This window comes from Mesorhizobium sp. B263B2A (genome assembly GCF_020165775.1).
GTDB lineage: Bacteria > Pseudomonadota > Alphaproteobacteria > Rhizobiales > Rhizobiaceae > Mesorhizobium > Mesorhizobium opportunistum.
This window is the reverse complement of record NZ_JAIUIU010000009.1, coordinates 18778-37923: the sequence shown is the minus strand read 5'-3', so window position 1 is coordinate 37923 and position 19146 is coordinate 18778. Positions and strand designations below refer to the sequence as shown.

16 protein-coding genes are annotated in these 19146 nt (G+C 63.8%); 13 read left to right on the top strand and 3 right to left on the bottom strand.

Going from position 1 to position 19146, the window contains the following annotated elements:
• Window positions 1–90 precede the first annotated feature (90 nt).
• Window positions 91–1635, bottom strand: coding sequence for a sigma-54-dependent transcriptional regulator (locus LB568_RS16145; protein ID WP_224730603.1), 1545 nt, complete (start codon window positions 1633–1635; stop codon window positions 91–93).
• Between the two features lie 172 nt (window positions 1636–1807).
• Between LB568_RS16145 and LB568_RS16140 the strand changes: the two genes are divergently transcribed.
• The 5 genes from LB568_RS16140 (at window position 1808) to LB568_RS16120 (ending at window position 7671) form a co-directional block, all read left to right on the top strand.
• Window positions 1808–3646: a M3 family oligoendopeptidase gene (locus tag LB568_RS16140; RefSeq protein ID WP_013893150.1), complete on the top strand. Its 1839-nt coding sequence runs from the start codon at window positions 1808–1810 to the stop codon at window positions 3644–3646.
• A gap of 358 nt (window positions 3647–4004) precedes the next feature.
• Window positions 4005–4751, top strand: coding sequence for an NADH dehydrogenase (locus LB568_RS16135; RefSeq protein ID WP_013893149.1), 747 nt, complete (start codon window positions 4005–4007; stop codon window positions 4749–4751).
• Between the two features lie 239 nt (window positions 4752–4990).
• A complete protein-coding gene (locus tag LB568_RS16130) occupies window positions 4991–6133 on the top strand; it encodes an aminodeoxychorismate synthase component I (RefSeq protein WP_013893148.1) in 1143 nt (380 codons plus the stop codon).
• Window positions 6082–6744, top strand: a complete 663-nt coding sequence (locus tag LB568_RS16125; RefSeq protein ID WP_013893147.1) for an aminotransferase class IV family protein — start codon at window positions 6082–6084, stop codon at window positions 6742–6744. The genes LB568_RS16130 and LB568_RS16125 overlap by 52 nt, the downstream gene beginning before the upstream one ends.
• A gap of 3 nt (window positions 6745–6747) precedes the next feature.
• On the top strand, window positions 6748–7671 hold the full coding sequence (locus LB568_RS16120) for a heme-dependent oxidative N-demethylase family protein (protein ID WP_224730602.1): 924 nt from the start codon (window positions 6748–6750) through the stop codon (window positions 7669–7671).
• Window positions 7672–7677: 6 nt separating this feature from the next.
• On the opposite strand, the gene LB568_RS16115 is transcribed toward LB568_RS16120, so the two are convergent.
• The gene (locus tag LB568_RS16115) at window positions 7678–8556 is read right to left on the bottom strand and encodes a LysR family transcriptional regulator (protein WP_013893145.1); all 879 of its coding nucleotides are present in this window, start codon (window positions 8554–8556) and stop codon (window positions 7678–7680) included.
• A 108-nt stretch (window positions 8557–8664) separates the two neighbouring features.
• On the opposite strand from LB568_RS16115, the gene LB568_RS16110 reads away from it, so the two are divergent.
• From LB568_RS16110 to LB568_RS16075, 8 genes are all read left to right on the top strand, one after another.
• On the top strand, window positions 8665–9411 hold the full coding sequence (locus tag LB568_RS16110) for an SDR family NAD(P)-dependent oxidoreductase (RefSeq protein WP_013893144.1): 747 nt from the start codon (window positions 8665–8667) through the stop codon (window positions 9409–9411).
• A gap of 184 nt (window positions 9412–9595) precedes the next feature.
• Complete coding sequence (locus LB568_RS16105; RefSeq protein WP_224730601.1) at window positions 9596–11041, top strand: homospermidine synthase; 1446 nt, start codon at window positions 9596–9598, stop codon at window positions 11039–11041.
• A 174-nt stretch (window positions 11042–11215) separates the two neighbouring features.
• Window positions 11216–11593, top strand: a complete 378-nt coding sequence (locus LB568_RS16100) for a hypothetical protein (RefSeq protein WP_140570888.1) — start codon at window positions 11216–11218, stop codon at window positions 11591–11593.
• A 249-nt stretch (window positions 11594–11842) separates the two neighbouring features.
• Complete coding sequence (locus LB568_RS16095) at window positions 11843–13897, top strand: bifunctional metallophosphatase/5'-nucleotidase (RefSeq protein ID WP_224730600.1); 2055 nt, start codon at window positions 11843–11845, stop codon at window positions 13895–13897.
• A 136-nt stretch (window positions 13898–14033) separates the two neighbouring features.
• The gene (hemH, locus tag LB568_RS16090) at window positions 14034–15098 is read left to right on the top strand and encodes a ferrochelatase (RefSeq protein ID WP_140570892.1); all 1065 of its coding nucleotides are present in this window, start codon (window positions 14034–14036) and stop codon (window positions 15096–15098) included.
• 53 nt (window positions 15099–15151) lie between these two features.
• A complete protein-coding gene (locus tag LB568_RS16085) occupies window positions 15152–16363 on the top strand; it encodes an NAD(P)/FAD-dependent oxidoreductase (protein ID WP_140570894.1) in 1212 nt (403 codons plus the stop codon).
• 121 nt (window positions 16364–16484) lie between these two features.
• Window positions 16485–17435, top strand: coding sequence for an SPFH domain-containing protein (locus LB568_RS16080; RefSeq protein WP_140570896.1), 951 nt, complete (start codon window positions 16485–16487; stop codon window positions 17433–17435).
• A 22-nt stretch (window positions 17436–17457) separates the two neighbouring features.
• Entirely contained in the window at window positions 17458–17922 is a 465-nt protein-coding gene (locus tag LB568_RS16075) for an NfeD family protein (protein WP_013893137.1), read from the top strand.
• A gap of 219 nt (window positions 17923–18141) precedes the next feature.
• Here the strand turns inward: LB568_RS16075 and LB568_RS16070 are convergent, their stop codons facing one another.
• Window positions 18142–19143: a KpsF/GutQ family sugar-phosphate isomerase gene (locus tag LB568_RS16070; protein ID WP_224730599.1), complete on the bottom strand. Its 1002-nt coding sequence runs from the start codon at window positions 19141–19143 to the stop codon at window positions 18142–18144.
• Window positions 19144–19146: the final 3 nt, after the last annotated feature.

Here is a 19146-nt window from a genome sequence, read left to right as displayed (position 1 = left end):
CGAGCACCGCCGTCAGCCCGCCATAATCCGGCCGGGGCAGGTGCAAGGATCGCACCATGACAGGACAAGCTGGTCCCGGCCTTGCGCCGCTCAGGAGGCGAGGCGGTCGATACGCCCGGTTTCCGGATCGATGCCGTATTCCTTGAGCTTGCGGTAAAGCGTCGAGCGGCCGATGCCGAGGCGGCGGGCGACTTCGCTCATCTGGCCGTTGTAGTGATCGATGGCGAGCTTGATCATCTCGAGTTCGACATCGGCCAGCGCCCGCACATTGCCGCGTTCGTCGAGCGCCCTCACCGTGCCGAAGCGAGGCTGCGTCCTGACAGCCTGGTCGTGGACGCTAACCGCGACAGCATCGCCGGGCACGACATCCTCATCGCGGGGCTCTAGCGGTGGCGGCGCAAGACCGCCTGCTTCCTGATCGCCATCGGTTCCGAGATTGACGGTGCCTTCCACCTGCGCCCGGATTTGCGGGAAGTCGTCGACCGTCAGCACATCGCCTTCGCGCAACACCGAGGCGCGGAAGACCGCGTTCTCCAATTGCCTGATGTTGCCTGGCCAATCATAGGCCTGCAGCACGGCAAGCGCCGCCGCCGAAATGCCCGTAAGACGATGGCGCGGGTCGGCGGGCGCCACTTTCTCCATGAAATGTCTGACTAGGTGCGGGATGTCGTCGCGGCGGTCGCGCAGCGGCGGCACGAAGATCGGATAGACGTTCAGCCGATAGAACAGATCCTCGCGGAACTTGCCGTCCTTGACCTGCTGCAGGAGGTTGCGGTGCGTCGCCGAGATCAGCCTGATGTCGACCCTGACGGTGGCGCGGCCGCCGACCGGATCGACCTCGCCGTCCTGCACGGCGCGCAGCAGCTTGACCTGCACATCGAGCGGCAGGTCGCCGATCTCGTCGAGGAACAGCGTGCCCGAATGCGCTTCGACGAACTTGCCGGTGTGCTTGTCGGTGGCGCCGGTGAACGAGCCCTTCTCGTGGCCGAACAGGATGGATTCGACCAGATTGTCGGGAATGGCGCCGCAATTGACGGTGACGAAGGGTTTCGAACGACGGTCGCCGCTGCCCTGGATGGCGCGCGCCACCAGTTCCTTGCCGACACCGGATTCGCCTTCGATCAGGATCGGGATATTGGAAGCCGCCGCTTTCTGGCCAAGGCGTATCACCCTGTCCATGGCCGGACTGTGCGTGATCATGTCCTTGAAGGTCAGCAGCCCGCCGCGCTTGCGCGACGTGCGCTTGACCTCGCCCTCGACCGCCTCGACCTTGAGCGCATTGGCGATCGCGGCCTGCAGCCTGTCGGGCGAAGCCGGCTTGACGACGAAATCGAACGCGCCATGGCGCATCGCCGAAACCACGGTTTCGATGCCGCCCTGGGCGGTCTGCACGATGACCGGCACGCTGATGTCACGCTCGCGCATCGCCTTCAGCACACCGATGCCGTCGAGGCCGGGCATGACCAGGTCGAGGATGACGACGGAGACGTCGCGAGTGCCAGGCCCGTCGAGCACTTCGAGACCCGCGGCACCGCCGTCGGCGACGATTGCCGTATGGCCGAACCGCGTCACCGCCGCCTCGAGCAGCCGGCGCTGCACGGGATCGTCATCGACTATGAGTATGGAACCTGTCATGACTGTCTTGAGTTGCCCGCGCCCGAAATCCCCATGGATCATCTTGGCACAGGGTTCTAAATAAGGTTTCAAAAAACCCGGTGAACGAATTCCTTAGGATTTGACCGGCTTCTCCATTCCCTTTGATTCTGACCCCAGATTCTGACCCGTTGATTCACAGAAGGTATTGTCGATGCGCATGATGTTTGGTCGGCGGCTTGCGGCGCCAGCGTCCGGTCAGGGCGCGGCCGGGCTTGGCGATCTGCCGGAATGGAACCTTGCCGACCTTTACACCGGCATGGACGCGCCGGAGCTGAAGCGTGACATCGCCAGGGCCGCCGCCGATGCGATCGCCTTCGAGGCCCGTTGGAAGGGCACGCTGGCCGCCGAAGCCGAGCGCGGCAGCGCCGGCCGGCTGGGCGAGGCGCTGGTCGCCTACGAGGCGCTGGAGGAACTGATCGGCCGCATCGTCTCCTATGCCGGCCTGGTCTATGCCGGCAACACGGCCGACCCGCAGCGCGCCAAGCTCTATGGCGACATCCAGGAGAAGATGACCGACGCCAGTGCGCATCTTCTGTTCTTCGCGCTCGAATTGAACCTGATCGACGACGCGGCGATCGAGGGCGCGCTGGCCGGCGACCCCGCTTTCGGCCACTACCGGCCCTGGGTGCTCGACCTCAGGATGGACAAGCCCTATCAGCTCGAGGACCGCGTCGAGCAGCTTTTCCATGAGAAGTCGATCACCGGACGCGGCGCCTGGAACCGCTTGTTCGACGAAACGATGACCGACCTTCGCTTCGATGTCGATGGCGAGGAACTGACGCTGGAGCCGGCACTCAACCGCCTGCAGGATGCTGATGGTGAAGTCCGGCGTCGGGCCTCCGAGGCGCTGGCCGCGACTTTCCGCAAGAATTTGCGCACCTTCACCCTGATCACCAACACGCTGGCCAAGGACAAGGAAATCTCGGACCGCTGGCGCGGCTTCGAGGACATCGCCGATTCACGCCACCTCGCCAACCGGGTCGAGCGCAGCGTGGTCGATGCGCTCGCCACCGCCGTACGCGAGGCCTATCCGCGCCTGTCGCACCGCTATTACCAGATGAAGGCGCGGTGGCTTGGCATGGAGGTGATGAACCACTGGGATCGCAACGCACCGCTGCCGGAGACGCCGCAAGCGGTGATCGGCTGGGACGAGGCCAGGAACACCGTGTTGTCGGCCTATCAGCGTTTCTCACCCGATATGGCCGAGATCGCCCGGACCTTCTTCGACCGCAACTGGATCGATGCGCCGGTGCGCCCGGGCAAGTCGCCCGGCGCCTTCGCCCACCCGACCGTGCCGTCGGCTCACCCCTATGTGCTGCTCAACTACATGGGCAAGCCGCGCGACGTGATGACGCTGGCGCATGAACTTGGTCACGGCGTGCACCAGGTGCTGGCCGCTGGCCAGGGCGCGCTGATGGCCTCGACACCGCTGACGCTGGCCGAGACGGCCTCCGTCTTCGGCGAGATGCTGACCTTCCGCTCGTTGCTCGAGCAGACCACCGACAGGCGCGAGCGCAAGGCCATGCTCGCCCAGAAGGTCGAGGACATGATCAACACGGTGGTGCGCCAGATCGCCTTCTACGAATTCGAGCGCAAGGTGCATGCCGAGCGCCGCAACGGCGAACTGACATCCGACCGGCTCGGCCAGTTCTGGCTCGAGGTGCAGGCGGAAAGCCTGGGACCCGCGATCAAATTGCGCGAGGGTTATGAAGTGTTCTGGACTTACATCCCGCACTTCATCCATTCGCCCTTCTACGTCTACGCCTATGCTTTCGGCGACTGCCTGGTGAACTCGCTCTATGCGGTCTACCAGAACGCCGAGCGCGGCTTCCAGGACAAGTATTTCGAGATGCTGCGCGCCGGCGGCACCAAGCATCACTCCGAACTTCTGGCGCCGTTCGGTCTCGACGCCACCGATCCGGCCTTCTGGCAGATCGGGCTCGGCGTGATCGGCGGCCTCATCGACGAGCTGGAAGCGCTCGACGGTTGACGTCTCGCGCCGGCACGGAACAGTTTAGCCGGAATGCATGTTGGGACAGCACCATTCCTGGGCTAAATATCTGTTCTTCAACAACTCTCGACGGCAAGTTTTCCGATAGCTTTCCGCAAGCCCTATGGTAGCCTTCGCTCCAAGCTCAGCCGGAGCGCACGCGGATCGGCGAGGAAAAATCTCGGCCGACCGTGGCGCTCTGGCGAACGCGACAACGGCCGTTGGCCATGGCAGCAAGCCGATCGCCGACAGCTCGACCGAAGCCGGCTGTTCCGCGCCGCGGAATCACCATCGAGTAGTCCTTCGCCGAAGGTCATGAATCCATACCGCGGCAGACGGATCTGACTGGAGAGAGACAATGGGCACTTTTTTCTACATGCTCCTGGCGTTCCTTGTGGGTGTGTTGGTTGGCTGGTTCATCTGGGGACGTCTGCGTGGTGAGCTCGACAGCTTGCGCGGCGATCTCGACCGCACCCGCAGCGAGCGCGACAGGCTGCGTGCCGACAGCGACCGCCTGACGGGTGAACTGAATGCCTGCGGCAAGACCCGCTCGGATCTCGAGCGCCAGCTGCGTGACGCGCAGGCTTCCGCCGGAGCCGGCGCGGCAAAGGCCGCAAGTCAACCGTCGGCCGCCCTGATGTCGACGCCGGCCACGGCCAAATCTGCTCCGGCAGCGGCCAGGGCCGCACCAGCCAAACCGGCCGCGGCAAAGCCGGCAGCGGCCAAGGCACCAGCCAAACCCGCTGCGAGCAAATCCGCGGCCGCTGGCGCGGCGACCAAGAGCGCGGCCGCTCCCAAGGCCGCAGCAGCGAAGAAGGCCACGCCGGCCGCGGCCAAGCCCGCATCCGGCAAACCCGACAATCTGCGCCGCCTGATCGGTATCGGCCCGGTCAACGAGAAACTTCTCAAGGCGCAAGGCGTGACCTCCTTCGCCCAGATCGCCGCCTGGACCGCCGCCGACATCAAGCGCATCGAGGACGTGATGAACTTCGACGGCCGCATCGAGCGCGAACGCTGGATCGAGCAGGCCAAGCTGCTCGCCGCCGGCAACGAAAAGGAATTCGCCAAGCAGTTCCCGACAGCCGGAACCGCCAGCAACACTTGAGCGAGAGAAACAGCGATTAGCCGGGGGGGGCGCCCCCGCGCCGCAAAATCGGGCCCCAACTGCCGGGCGGCGCCACGGCGCCGCCGGCTTGTTTTGAGCGGACAGAGCCAGCAGAGGTCGGCCCAAGGGTCAGCCCGGAGGTCGGCTTTGAGTGGCAGCGTGCCGTTCCCTCGATTGCGCGCGAACGGCCCCCCATATAGAGCGGTCAACGGCTTCATTGACCGCAGCACCAGAGTCCCATGTCCCTGCCCGCCGTCATTTTCCGCAACGACGAAAGCGCGCGTCAGCTCGTTTTCGACCGGCCGGCCGATATCATCGTGGCGCATGCGGCAAAGGACTTCCTGCCGGCGCTGGAGGCCGCGCAGGCCGCGCATGATGCCGGTAAGTGGCTGGCCGGCTATTTCTCCTACGAGGCGGGCTACCTGCTCGAGCCGAAGCTGGTTCCCTTGCTGCCAAGCGGACGCCGCGCGCCGCTGGTCTGCCTCGGCATCTTCGATGCCCCGGTCGAAGAAGCGGTGCCTCAGCGCGCCGCGCCGACCAACGGCCCGATCTTCGATGCAAGGGCGGCATGGTCGTTCGAGGACTACGAGAAGCGCTTCGCACGGCTGCACCAGCACATCAGGCAAGGCGATTGCTACCAGGGCAACCTGACCTTTCCGGTGCAGGCGCAATGGTCGGGCGACCCGCTTGCCGCCTTCGATGCGCTGACCGAACGCCAGCCGGTGAAGTATGGCGCGCTGGTCGCGCTCGGTGACCCCGTCGTGCTGTCGCGCTCGCCCGAACTGTTCTTCGAGATCGACGCCGGCGGCATGATCGAGACGCATCCGATGAAGGGCACCGCACCGCGCGGCGCGACCAAAGCCGAGGACGAATGGCAGAAGAACTTCCTGCGCAACGACGAGAAGAACCAGGCCGAGAACCGGATGATCGTCGACCTTCTGCGCAACGACATCTCGCTGATCAGCGAGGTCGGCACGCTGGACGTGCCGGCGCTATTCCGCATCGAGAGCTATCCGACCGTCCACCAGATGGTGAGCGACGTCAGGGCGAAACTGCTGCCCGGGCTCTCGATCCGCCAGATCTTCGCGGCGCTGTTTCCCTGCGGCTCGATCACCGGCGCGCCGAAGATCCGCGCCATGGAAATCCTGCACGATCTGGAAAGCACGCCCCGCGACGTCTATTGCGGCGCCATCGGCTGGATCGCACCCGGTGGCACGATGCGCTTTTCGGTGGCGATCCGCACCATATCGCTCTTTTCCAGCGGCGAGGCCGTCTACAATGTCGGTGGCGGCATCGTCTTCGATTCGACGGCGCAAGAGGAGTATCAGGAGTGTCTGCTCAAGGCCCGCTTCGCGACGGGGACGCCACCGATTTCGAGCTGATCGAGACCATGCGCTGGGAGCCGGACAGCGGTTTCCTGCGCTTCGATCGCCACCTTGCGCGCCTCTATGGCTCGGCGGCGGAACTGGGCTTCAGCCATGATCCGGACAGGATCGGCGAGGCCCTGAGCAGCGCGGTCGGCGGCTCCCCCATCGCCATGCGCACGCGGCTCGCTTTGTCGCGCCGTGGCGAGGCGAGCGCCTCCGCGCAACCTTATGAACCGCTCGCCGCCGACAAGGTCTGGGTGCTGCGGCTGGCGCGGACAAGGCTCGACTCGGGCAATACGCTGCTGCGCCACAAGACCAGCCGGCGACAGCTCTACACGCATGCCCGCTCCGAATATCTCGTCACCCAGGCCGACGAAGTGCTCCTGGCCAATGAGCGTGGCGAAATCTGCGAAGGCACGATCACCAATGTCTTCGCCGATTTCGGCGACGGCGTGCTGGCAACGCCCCGACTCGACTGCGGCTTGCTGCCTGGCGTATTGCGCGCCGAGCTTCTGGACGAAGGCCGCGCCCGGGAAGCGATCTACAGCTTGGACGAGTTGAAATCCGCCAAGGCGTTGTTCGTCGGCAATTCGCTGCGCGGACTGATCCAGGCAAAATTGATCTGAACCATGACCCCCTTGCCCACCCATACGCCCTATGACGGCTCGTCGAAACTCTTCACCATCGGGCTGAAGCCGCTCGATCCGGCGGATTGGATCGAGGTCGACGGCCATCTCCTGCCCTACCTCGCCGAGAAGCGCCGGCTCTATGCCGAAATCCCAGAGCGGGTTTTCGTCGAGGAGGACGGCACGCGGGACGCACAGCAGGAAGTGCTCGACTTGCTCGGCGCCTATCTGCCGGAGCGATTTCCAAACAGCCATGGCCGCACCGATGCGGGTATCGAGGTGATGGGCGCTGTGAACCGCCCTGCCTTGCCTCCGGATCTTGCCGACGCGCCGCTCGTCGCGGCATCGCTGCTGGTCCAGGAAGACCTGATCCTGATGCGCCGCGACGACAGTGGCTGGCGGCTCGCCGCCGGTTCGCTGTGCTTTCCCTCGTCCTGGTCGCTCCTGGAGAAGTTCGGCAAGCCGCTGCAGCAGATCCACGCCCCGGTGCCGGGCTTTGGTCCGGGCACACGTCCGGCCGACTTGATCAACCGCATGTTCGACGGCCTGCAGGGCCAAGCGGTCGTGCGCTTCAACTGGTCGATCCAGGCCGACAATGCACTCTACCATCCGCTGTCCAATGTCGAGCGCATCGACCGCGCCACGAACCGGCCGACACGCTTCCCAGACGGTGACGTCAACGCGCACGCCTTCATCCGTGTCGAGCGGCAGACGCTGCGCAAGCTTCCCGTGTCGGGCGATATCCTGTTCACCGTCCGCATCCACCTCGACCCGCTCGCCGTACTGGCGCGGCACCCGGACCGGGCGACGCTGGCGCTGTCTTTCGCCGCCCAACTCGAAGCGCTCGACCTCGCCCAGCTCGACTACAAGGGCCTGACATCGGATCGCGACCGGCTGATCGAACGATTGAAGACAATGGCCGGCTGAAGCCGCCTACAGGCTGCCCGCCAGGAAATCGACGAAGGTCCTTGCCCTGACGCTGGCCTTGCGTCCGGCCGGAAACAGCGCCCACAATTCAACAGGCGGCAGCGCCCAGTCGACCAGGATCGGCCGCACCGCACCGCTGCGCAGTTCTGCATCGAACATCCATTCGGAGCCGACCGTGAAGCCGATGCCGGCAAGTACTGCCTCACGTATCCCTTCGGCGGAAGTCACGCGCAGCCGCCCTTGGCCGGCAAGCGAAATCTCTTCGGCGCCTCGCCGGAACGTCCAGCGATTGGAAGTGCCTGCTCGGACGAAAAGGATCGCCTCGTGCCGCGACAGCTCATCCGGCGCGATGGGTTCGCCCTCGCGTGCCAGGTACGAGGGTGCCGCCACCACGAGACGACGACAGGTGGCGATCTTGCGCCCGATATGAGCAGGGGCGAAGCTTTCACCCAGACGCAGCATGACATCTACCCCTTCCTCGACGAGGTCGACGTTCCTGTCGTCCATCGCCACCTCGACGTCGAGCCTCGGATGAGCGTCCAGGAAGGCTTTCAGCCTCGGCACGACATGCAGGCGGCCGAAGGTTACCGACGTACCGATGCGCAGCAACCCGGTAAGCGCCGCCGCAGTGCCACGCGCCGCGTTCTCCGCTTCGTCGGCCTCATCGACCGCGCGCTTCGCGCCTTCATAGAAGCTGAGGCCGGCATCGGTCGGCGAGAGACCTCGGGTGGTGCGCGACAGCAGGCGAACGCCGAGCCGTTCCTCGAGCTGCGCGATGGCCTTCGAGACGGCTGGCTGCCCGACGCGCAAATGCCGCGCAGCCGCCGAGAACGAGCCGGTTTCGATGACTCTTATAAAGGTGTTCATCACCATGAGCCTGTCCATCTATTCCACCTTGGAATTAGTAATATGTTTTTGTTCACTCTACCTGACCCACTCAGGAATGGCCAATTGGGCGGTTGTCAAATCCATCCATCCATTCGGAGAACCAAAATGGGCAAGCTCAACAACAAGGTCGCCATCGTCACCGGTGCCGCGCGAGGCATCGGTGCGGGCATCGCCAAACGACTGGCGGCGGAAGGCGCCGCCGTCATCGTCAACTACGCCTCCAGCCGTGAGGCTGCGGAACGCACGGTCAAGGAGATCGTCGCCGCCGGTGGCAAGGCTACTGCGGTCCGGGGCGACGTGGCCGATGCCGCCGAAGTCGAGAAGATGTTCGAGGCCGCCGAGATCGCATTTGGCAAGCCAAGCATTCTGATCAACAATGCCGCGACCGCCAGCTTCGGCACTTTCGAGGAAGCCAGTGAGGCGGATTATCGGCGGCTCTTCGACACCAACGTACTGGGCACGATCCTGACCACGAAGGCGGCCATGCGCCACTTCCCCGAGACCGGCGGCAGCATCGTCAACATCGGCACGATCTCGAGCTGGAACCCAGTGCCAAACACCAGCCTCTATTCCGCCAGCAAAGCGGCGATCGATACGCTGACGCTTAGCCTGTCGAGAGAACTCGGAGCCCGCAACATCCGTGTCAACATCGTGGCGCCCGGCTATACCCATACAGAAATGACCGAAGGCATGGTTGGCACCGATTTCGGCAATATGCTGATCGCTGGCGTCCCCCTTGGCCAGCGCTTCGGCAAGCCGGACGACATCGCCCCGACCGTGGCCTTCCTCGCCTCGGACGAGGCGGCGTGGCTGACCGGCGAACGCATCAACGCGTCCGGCGGCGCTCGCTGATACGACGCCGGCTCAACATCCGCCATCGGCAGGCCATGGCCTCCCGGTGGCATCGCCGAGCACCTCCACGGCGGCGCTCCCAAGCGTTTCGCTGCTTTTCCCTTTATTGTGACAATGATCTATGGTTTGTCGCGCCGCGGCCAAGCGGCTGTTCTGGAGTGTTTTTTGAGGAGTGCTCGATAAAATGGCGACTGAAAACTGGCCCGTTTACGGTGAGATCACCGGCCCTGTGGTGATGATCGGCTTTGGCTCGATCGGACGGGGAACGCTGCCGCTGATCGAGCGCCATTTCAAGTTCGACAAGTCGCGCATGACGGTCCTCGACCCGCGCGACACCGACCGCAAGCTGCTCGACGAGCGCGGCATCGCTTTCGTCCAGGAAGCGGTGACCGAGAAGAATTACAAGAAGCTCCTGACCCCGCTGCTGACCAATGGCGGCGGCCAGGGCTTTTGCGTCAACCTGTCGGTCGATACCGGCTCGGTCGACCTGATGCGGCTCTGCCGCAAGCTCGGCGTGCTCTACATCGACACCGTCGTCGAGCCCTGGCTCGGCTTCTATTTCGACGCCAAGGCCGACAATGCCAGCCGCACCAACTATGCGCTGCGCGAAGCCCTGATCAAGGAAAAGCACGACAAGCCCGGCGGCGCCACCGCGGTCTCCACATGCGGTGCCAATCCCGGCATGGTCTCGTGGTTCGTCAAGCAGGCGCTGGTCAATCTCGCCACCGATCTTGGCCTGGAATTCTCGGAGCCAGCGCAGGAAGACCGCGAAGGCTGGGCCAAGCTTATGAAGAAGGCCGGCGTCAAGGGCATCCACATCGCCGAGCGCGACACGCAGCGCACCAAGAAGCCGAAGCCGATGGATGTGTTCTGGAATACCTGGTCGGTCGAGGGCTTCATCTCCGAAGGCTTGCAGCCGGCCGAGCTTGGCTGGGGCACACACGAAAAATGGATGCCGAAGAACGGCAAGAAGCACAAGCATGGCTCCAAGGCCGCCATCTATCTGGAGCAGCCGGGCGCCAACACGCGCGTGCGCTCATGGTGCCCGACGCCGGGCGCCCAGTACGGCCTGCTGGTGACGCACAACGAGGCCATCTCGATCGCCGATTTCTTCACCGTGCATTCCAAGAAGGGCAAGGTCCAGTACCGCCCGACCTGCCACTATGCCTACCATCCCTGCAACGACGCGATGCTGTCGCTGGACGAGATGTTCGGCGCTGCCGGCAAGCCTCAGCCCGTGCACCACGTGCTCGACGAGAACGAACTGGTCGACGGCGTCGACGAGCTCGGCGTCCTGCTCTACGGCCATGACAAGAATGCCTACTGGTACGGCTCCCAGCTTTCGCTGGCCGAGGCGCGCAAGCTGGCGCCCTATCAGAACGCCACCGGCATGCAGGTCACCTCGGCGGTTCTCGCCGGCATGGTCTGGGCTCTGGAAAATCCGGACGCCGGCATCGTCGAGGCCGACGAAATGGACTACAGGCGCTGCCTCGACGTGCAGTCGCCCTATCTCGGACCGGTCAAGGGTTACTACACCGACTGGACCCCGCTCGACAGGCGTCCAGGCCTGTTCCCGGAGGACCTCGACCGCAGTGACCCGTGGCAATTCCGCAACATCCTCGTCCGATAGCATGCCCCATTACCTTGCAATCGCCCGGAAATCGGGCGATTGAAGGAATGCGGCCTAGACAGCTTTGTGCGTCCGTTGAGCGCACAAGGCACACTCTAGCATTTTGGGCGTTCGCATCGCGCTTTCCAAAATCGAACCCGATTTTTGGGCCGATGCGTTTGGAGAGGATTTCATATGACTATTGCACGCAAAGTTCTTTCGATGGGCATGGCGGGTGCCATGGCCTCGATGCTTGCTGCCTGTGCCACCAGCGGTCCCGGCGAGCCGCCGATGGCAACCTCGCCGAAAGGCGTCGAAGGCTCCTGGATCGACGCCAAGGGCACCGGACTGTCGACCTTCACCGCCGGGAAATTCACGACTGTGGCCACCGACACCGGCCAGAAGCTGGCGGATGGCAGCTACACGATGACCGGCGCCACATCGGTGCAGATCAACGGCACATCGCTGATCCGCCAGACCGGTGTCAGCTTCAACTGCCTGCTGGTGTCGACCAGCCAACTGAACTGCACCAGTTCGTCCGGCCAGAACTTCGTGCTGACGCGACGCACCTGAACGAGCGGGCGTTCGCCTCATAGCGCCCCACAAGGGACGGCGGTCAACAAGCCGCGGTCCCTTTTTTGCGCCAGAAAACACCCCGGGTTTTTCGCTAGAAAATACCCCGGGTTTTTCGCCGGAAAATACAGCCGGCATTTCCGCTTGCGTCAGCCGAAACGCGATGGGAACATGGCCAAAATGCTGGCTGTTATGTGCCAGTCAAGCAAGGGCGTTAAACGCCTCGGATCAGCCTGCCGGGAGACGAAGATGAAAAAGCTTACCGCCATTGCCGCCCTGTCCGCATCGACGCTTGGCCTGTCGGCCGGCGCATCCTTTGCCGACTACACACTGAACATTTTGCATTTCAACGATTGGCACAGCCGTATCGAAGGCAACAACAAATATGAATCGACCTGTTCGGCCGATGAGGAGACCAAGGGCGAATGCATTGGCGGCGCCGGCCGGCTGATCACCGCGATCGCCCAGGAACGCAAGAAGCTCGAAGGCCAGAACATACTGCTGCTCAATGCAGGCGACAGCTTCCAGGGATCGCTGTTCTACACCACCTACAAGGGCGCCGTGGAAGAGGAATTCCTCAATCAGATAAAACCCGACGCTGTGACGCTCGGCAACCACGAATTCGACGACGGCGAGAGCGCGCTGGTGCCTTACCTCGACAAGGCGAAGTTTCCGGTCGTCAGTGCCAATGTCGTGCCCAACGACAAGTCCGGCGCAGCGGGCAAGATCAAGCCGTCGATCGTCGTGGAGATCGGCGGCCAGAAGATCGGCATTGTCGGCGCCGTCACCAACGACACGCCCGAACTCGCCTCCCCCGGGCCCAACATCGCCATCGCGGACGACGTCAAGTCGATCACCGCGGAGGTCGAGAAGCTGAAGGCACAAGGCGTCAACAAGATCATCGCCGTGACCCATATCGGCTACAACCGGGAGCGCGACGTCATCGCCAAGATCCCGGGCATCGACGTGGTCGTCGGCGGCCACAGCCATACGCTTTTGTCGAATACCGATCCGAAGGCGGCAGGCCCCTATCCGACGATGGCGGACAATCCCGACGGCTACAAGGTGCCGGTCGTGCAGGCGGCGTCCTATTCGAAATATCTCGGCGAGTTCAAGGTCGTGTTCGACGACAATGGCGTCGTCAAATCGGCGAGCGGCGATCCGATCTACCTCGACAAGTCGATCACGCCGGATCCTGCCGTGCTCGCCCGCATCAAGGAGCTTGGAGCGCCGATCGAGGCCTTGAAGAACAAGGAAGTCGCCGAGACCACCGACGTGATCGACGGCAGCCGCGAGAGCTGCCGCGTCCATGAATGCGCGATGGGCAACCTCGTCTCCGACGCCATCCTCGACCGCGTCAAGGGACAGGGCGTCGAGATCGTGATCTCCAATGGCGGCGGCCTGCGCGCCTCGATCGACAAGGGCACCGTCACCATGGGTGAGGTGCTGACGGTGCTGCCGTTCCAGAACACGCTGGCGACCTTCCAGATCTCCGGCAAGGACCTGGTCGTCGGCCTCGAAAGCGGCCTCAGCCAGATCGAGGACGGCGCCGGCCGCTTCCCGCAGGTCGCCGGCCTGAAATATTCCTTCGACAAGTCGGTCGCGCCCAATGCCGGCCGGGTCAAGTCGGTCGAAGTGATGGAGAACGGCGCCTGGGCGCCGATCAATCCCGACAAGGACTATCTGGTCGCCACCAACAATTATGTCCGCCAGGGTGGCGACGGCTACAAGGTCTTCGCCGAAAAGGCCAAGAAGGCCTACGACTACGGCCCCGGCCTCGAACAGGTGGTTGCCGACTATCTCGGCGCGCATCGGCCCTACACGCCCAAGCTCGACGGCCGCATCACCGAGATTGCCGCGACCGTCGCGGCGGCACCGGCGGCAGAACCGGCAAAGCCCGCCGAACCGGCGAAGCCAACGCCGGCCGAAGCCGCCAAGCCGGCTGAACCGGCAAAGCCCGCGGACGCGGCGCCGGCAATGCCTGAACTGCCCGCCAACTCCGGCGATATCGCCAACAAGCCGCCGGCCATATCGACAGAGGCGGCACCTGCTGAACCGGCCGAGACGGCTCCTGCACCGGCAGCACCCGCCCCGGCAGCCCCCGCGCCCGCCGAGCCGGCAAAACCCGCCGAGGCCGCGCCGGCCACGGGCAATCATGTGATCGTTGCCGGCGACACCTACTGGGACCTGGCAAAGAAGGCTTATGGCGACGCGACCAAGTGGAAGCTCATCTATGATGCCAACAAGGGTCAGAAGCCGCACCGGCTTATGCCCGGCGCATCGCTGACCATCCCGGCGAAGTAGCCTCACTTTACCTCTTCCAGCACCAAGCCTGCCTGGGAAACCCGGCGGGTTTTGTGTTTTCAGGCTAAGGTGCGGCCAGACGCTGCATTGAAAGCGCGCTCAAGATGGTTAGGTTCGCGTCTCCTGGAGAACTCTTATGACGCTTTCCACCTTCGTCGATGCCAAGGCCGCGAAAGCCATCGGCCCGTTGCCTGCCGGCCACCTGCCGGTCAAGACGGGCAAGGTGGGCGTCGTACTGGTCAATCTCGGCACGCCGGACGGTACCGATTTCAAGCCAATGTGGCGCTATCTCAGGGAATTCCTGTCCGATCCGCGTGTCATCGAGCTCAACAAGGCGATCTGGTATCCGATCCTCTATGGCCTAGTGCTCACCATGCGGCCGAAGAAGTCGGGCGCCAACTACGCCAGGATCTGGAACCGGGAGAAGAACGAGTCGCCGCTACGCACCTATACGCGCGCTCAGAGCGAGAAACTGGCCGAGGCATTGCGCGACCTGCCCAATGTCGTGGTCGATTGGGCGATGCGTTACGGAAATCCGTCGACGGCTAGCGTCGTAGAGAGGCTGGTCGCGCAAGGCTGCGATCGCATTCTTTCATTCCCGCTCTATCCTCAATATTCGGCGACCACCACCGCGACCGCCAATGACCAGCTGTTTCGCGCCTTGATGAAGATGCGTCGCGCGCCTGCGGTGCGCAGCGTGCCGTCCTACCATGACGAGCCGGTCTACATCGAGGCGCTGGCGCGTTCGATCGAACAGCATCTGGCGACGCTCGATTTCGAACCCGAGGTTGTCATCACCTCCTATCACGGCATCCCGAAGCCCTATTTCGAGAAGGGCGATCCCTATCATTGCCACTGCCAGAAGACGACACGCCTGCTGCGCGAACGGCTCGGCTGGGATGACAAGAAACTGATCATCACCTTCCAGTCGCGCTTCGGCGCGCAGGAATGGCTGCAGCCCTATACCGACAAGACGGTGGAGAAACTGGGCAAGGACGGCGTGAAGTCGATCGCCATCGTCAATCCCGGCTTTTCCGTCGACTGCATCGAGACACTGGACGAGATTGGTCGCGAGGCCGCCGAAACCTTCCATCATGCTGGCGGCAAGAACTTCGCCCACATCCCTTGTCTCAACGACAGCGCCGAGGGCATGGCGGTGATCGAGGCGATGGCGCGGCGCGAACTCTCCGGCTGGGCCTGACCTCGGAACAACGGCCACTCCGGGGCGTTGAGGCGCACCTTCCGGAGCGTTCGATGCCCCGCCAACTCGACCTGAGAACTGGCCGGCCCGTCTGGTCCGCCTATCGGGCGCCTGCGGTGCCGACGACCGCGCTGAGCCGTGACGCCAAGGCCGATGTGCTGATCGTCGGCATGGGGGTCAGCGGCGCCATGATGGCCGAAGTACTGACGGCGGACGGCCATTCCGTGATCTGCATCGACCGGCGCGGACCGGTGAAAGGCTCGACCGCCGCGACCACGGCACTGGTCGAATTCGAACTCGACCAGCCGCTTTCAGTGTTGATCAAGATGATCGGCGAGTCCAAAGCGCAGCAGGCCTGGAGACGCTCGCGGCTCGCCATTTCCAATCTGGCCGGTCGTATCCAGGACCTGGCCATCGGCTGCCGCCTGTGCCGTACCCAATCGCTCTATCTGGCCGGCACCATGCTCAGCGCTTCGGAACTGCGGGACGAAACCGAAGCGCGCCGGCAAGCGGGTATCGCCGCAACCTATCTCACTCCGCAGCCGCTGGCCGAGCGCTACGGCATCGAGCGCGGCGGCGCCATCCTCAGCCACGGCAATATCGCGCTCGACCCGCGCAAGCTGACCGCCGGGCTGCTGTTGAAGGCGTTGGAGCGCAAGGCACGTTTCCACGCCCCCGTCGAGGCAACAACGATCGAGGATAATGCCGACGCGGTGGTCGTGGCGACCAAGGGTGGCCCGACGATCACGGCGCGGCATGTTGTTCTGGCCACCGGCTATGAACTGGTCGACATCGTGCCGGCGGCCGCTCACCGGATCATCTCGACCTGGGCCATAGCGACACGCCCGCAGCCGCGAAAGCTCTGGCCGCAGGCAGCTTTCATCTGGGAAGCATCCGAGCCCTATCTCTACGCCAGGGCGACAGCCGACGGCAGGGTCATCTGCGGCGGCGAGGACGAGGACTTCATCGACGAGGCACGCCGCGACGAACTGATCGCCGACAAGAGCGCGCGCATCGCCGCAAAACTTAGCCGGCTGTTTCCACGTCTCGACGTCAGGCCTGAATTTGCCTGGACCGGTTCCTTCGGCACCACGACCACGGGCCTGCCCTATATCGGCGCCATTCCGAGGCACCCACGCATCCATGCCGTGATGGGCTACGGCGGCAACGGCATCACCTTCTCGCGGATTGCCTCGGAGATCGTCTCAGCCTCCATCGGCGGCTTCGACGACACGGATGCAGGCCTGTTTGCCTTCAACCGCTAGCTGCAGACCCGCAAACAATCCCTCATCACCTGATTGTAACATTGCTGAAACACACTTAAGTCTTTGCTGAAGCCGGCTGCGCGGGAATGGCTCGCGCGGCTTGCCTCTGAGGGAGAGCCAAATGGATTTCAGTGGTTTCGATATTGCGGTCGTAGTTCTGGTCGCGCTTGTCGTGCTGGTGCTGTTCAAAGGTATCAAGACAATTCCGCAAGGCTACAACTATACCGTCGAACGTTTTGGCCGTTACACCAGAACACTGAGCCCGGGCCTCAACATCATCACGCCGTTTGTCGACCGCATCGGCGCCAAGCTGAACATGATGGAGCAGGTGCTCGACGTTCCGAGCCAGGAGATCATCACCCGCGACAACGCCATTGTCGGTGTTGACGGGATCGCTTTCTATCAGATCCTCAACGCGGCACAGGCCGCCTATCAGGTTGCCGGCCTGCAGAACGCCATCCTCAACCTGACGATGACCAACATCCGTACCGTCATGGGTTCGATGGACCTCGACGAACTGTTGTCCAACCGCGACGCCATCAACGAGCGCTTGCTGCGTGTCGTCGACGAGGCGGCGCATCCGTGGGGCATCAAGATCACCCGCGTCGAGATCAAGGACATCAACCCGCCGGCCAACCTGATCGAATCGATGGGCCGCCAGATGACCGCCGAGCGTAACAAGCGCGCGCAGATTCTCGCCGCCGAAGGCCTCAAGCAGTCGCAGATCCTCGAAGCCGAGGGCCGCAAGGAAGCCGCCTTCCGCGACGCCGAGGCGCGAGAACGCTCGGCCGAAGCGGAAGCCCGCGCCACCCAGGTGGTGTCGGAAGCCATTTCCAAGGGCGACGTGCAGGCGCTGAACTACTTCGTCGCCCAGAAATACACCGAGGCACTGGGCAAGATCGGCTCGGCCACCAACAGCAAGATCGTGCTGATGCCTTTCGAGGCGTCGTCGCTGATCGGTTCGCTCGGCGGTATCGGCGAGATCGCCAGGGAAGTGTTCAAGGGCGATGGCCCGGCCGGCACGCAGCGGCAGGTTTCACGCCCGCCCGTCGTCAAGCCAAGCGACAATTGATGTCTGCGGTTGGGAGTAGACCATGATCGACCGTGTCATTTCCGAACTCGGCCCGTGGAGCTGGATGGTCCTGGGCTTCGTCCTGCTGGTGATGGAAATCATCGCGCCGGGCATCTTCATGCTGTGGATCGGCATCGCGGCGCTCATCATCGGCGCGGTGTCGCTGCTGATCTGGGACGCGGCCATCTGGACCTGGCAGGTCCAGGTACTCGCTTTCCTCGCGCTTTCGCTGGTCTCTGCCTATGTCGGCAAGAAACTGGTCGGCGGGCGCCATGATCCGACGGACCAGCCGCTGCTCAACCGTCGCGGCGCCCAGATGATCGGCAAGATGGCGACGCTCGCCGAGCCGATCAAGGACGGCCGTGGCCGCATCAAGCTCGGCGATACGCTGTGGCGTGTCTCCGGCCCGGATCTGCCCGCCGGCACGCAGGTCCGTGTCACGAGTGCGGCGGATACAGACCTGGAACTCACGGTGGAGCGGGTCTGAATCTTCAGACTGCGCTAAGGTATTGAGATTCAGGTCAGGCCGCGTCGAAAACGATGGCTTTCGAGAACTGGAGCGGAGCGGACATTTGGGTCTGTGAGCACCGGCCTATGCCGGCCGTAGCCTTAATTGCCGCAGCCACTCATGTGTGCTTCGGTCGGCGAAGGCCGGAAGCGCAGAAAGCCGTCGTTTGCAGGCCGGCCTCACCTGAATATCGATACCTTAGGCGGCGCCGATGCGCAGCAGGTCGTGGAAATGAACCACGCCCAGCGGCATGTTATTCTTGGTCACCACCAGGGCGCCGATATTGTGCTCGTTGAGCAGCGCGATCGCGGTACCGGCAAGCGTCTGCGGGTCGACCGTCTTGGGCGTGCGGGTCATCACCTCGTCGACGATGACGTCGGCCAGGTTACGGTGCAGGTTGCGGGCAACGTCGCCATCGGTGATGATCCCAGCCAGTTCGCCGTTGGCGTCGACGATCAGGACGCAGCCGACCTTCTTCTGCGACAGCGTCATCACCGCTTCCGGCATCTTGGTGCCGAGCGAAGCCAGCGGAATCTGGTCGCCGACCCGCATGATCTCCGAGACCAGGGTCAGGTTGGCGCCGAGTTGGCCGCCTGGATGGAAAGTGCGGAAATGGTCCGGCGTGAAGCCGCGCGCCTCGAGCAGCGCGATCGCCAGCGCGTCGCCAATGACCAGTTGCAGCACGGTCGACGTCGTCGGCGCCAGGCCGTGCGGACAGGCCTCCGGGGTGCGTGGCAAAAGCAGCACGACGTCGGCGGCCCGCGCCAGCGCCGATGTCTCGCCGGAGGTGATGGCGATGAGCGGAATGGAGAAGCGCCTGGAATAGGCGACGATGCCCAGCATCTCCTTGCTCTCGCCAGACCATGAGATGGCGATGATGGCGTCGTCCCTGGCGATCATGCCGAGATCGCCATGGTTGGCCTCGACCGGATGGACGAAGAAAGCCGGCGTGCCGGTCGAGGCAAGCGTCGCCGCGATCTTCGAACCGATATGGCCGCTTTTGCCGACACCGGTGACGATGAGCCGGCCTTCGATCTTCGAGATCATGTCGACGGCCTGGGCGAAAGGTGCGGCCAGGCCGTTCTCGAGCGCTTCGGCCAGGGCTGCGATCCCGGCCTGTTCGGTCGCCACCGTTCTCAGCGCCGAAGCGATCGACGCCTGCCTGTCCAGGGGCTTCTTATCGAGGGATTTCGCATGCATGGC

Excerpts from the sequence above, each read along its gene's own strand:
- LB568_RS16145 (WP_224730603.1), bottom strand. The coding sequence starts at position 1,635 with ATGACAGGTTCCATACTCATAGTCGATGACGATCCCGTGCAGCGCCGG.
- LB568_RS16140 (WP_013893150.1), top strand. The coding sequence starts at position 1,808 with ATGCGCATGATGTTTGGTCGGCGGCTTGCGGCGCCAGCGTCCGGTCAG.
- LB568_RS16135 (WP_013893149.1), top strand. The coding sequence starts at position 4,005 with ATGGGCACTTTTTTCTACATGCTCCTGGCGTTCCTTGTGGGTGTGTTG.
- LB568_RS16130 (WP_013893148.1), top strand. The coding sequence starts at position 4,991 with ATGTCCCTGCCCGCCGTCATTTTCCGCAACGACGAAAGCGCGCGTCAG.
- LB568_RS16120 (WP_224730602.1), top strand. The coding sequence starts at position 6,748 with ATGACCCCCTTGCCCACCCATACGCCCTATGACGGCTCGTCGAAACTC.
- LB568_RS16115 (WP_013893145.1), bottom strand. The coding sequence starts at position 8,556 with ATGGACAGGCTCATGGTGATGAACACCTTTATAAGAGTCATCGAAACC.
- LB568_RS16110 (WP_013893144.1), top strand. The coding sequence starts at position 8,665 with ATGGGCAAGCTCAACAACAAGGTCGCCATCGTCACCGGTGCCGCGCGA.
- LB568_RS16105 (WP_224730601.1), top strand. The coding sequence starts at position 9,596 with ATGGCGACTGAAAACTGGCCCGTTTACGGTGAGATCACCGGCCCTGTG.
- LB568_RS16100 (WP_140570888.1), top strand. The coding sequence starts at position 11,216 with ATGACTATTGCACGCAAAGTTCTTTCGATGGGCATGGCGGGTGCCATG.
- LB568_RS16095 (WP_224730600.1), top strand. The coding sequence starts at position 11,843 with ATGAAAAAGCTTACCGCCATTGCCGCCCTGTCCGCATCGACGCTTGGC.
- hemH (WP_140570892.1), top strand. The coding sequence starts at position 14,034 with ATGACGCTTTCCACCTTCGTCGATGCCAAGGCCGCGAAAGCCATCGGC.
- LB568_RS16085 (WP_140570894.1), top strand. The coding sequence starts at position 15,152 with ATGCCCCGCCAACTCGACCTGAGAACTGGCCGGCCCGTCTGGTCCGCC.
- LB568_RS16080 (WP_140570896.1), top strand. The coding sequence starts at position 16,485 with ATGGATTTCAGTGGTTTCGATATTGCGGTCGTAGTTCTGGTCGCGCTT.
- LB568_RS16075 (WP_013893137.1), top strand. The coding sequence starts at position 17,458 with ATGATCGACCGTGTCATTTCCGAACTCGGCCCGTGGAGCTGGATGGTC.
- LB568_RS16070 (WP_224730599.1), bottom strand. The coding sequence starts at position 19,143 with ATGCATGCGAAATCCCTCGATAAGAAGCCCCTGGACAGGCAGGCGTCG.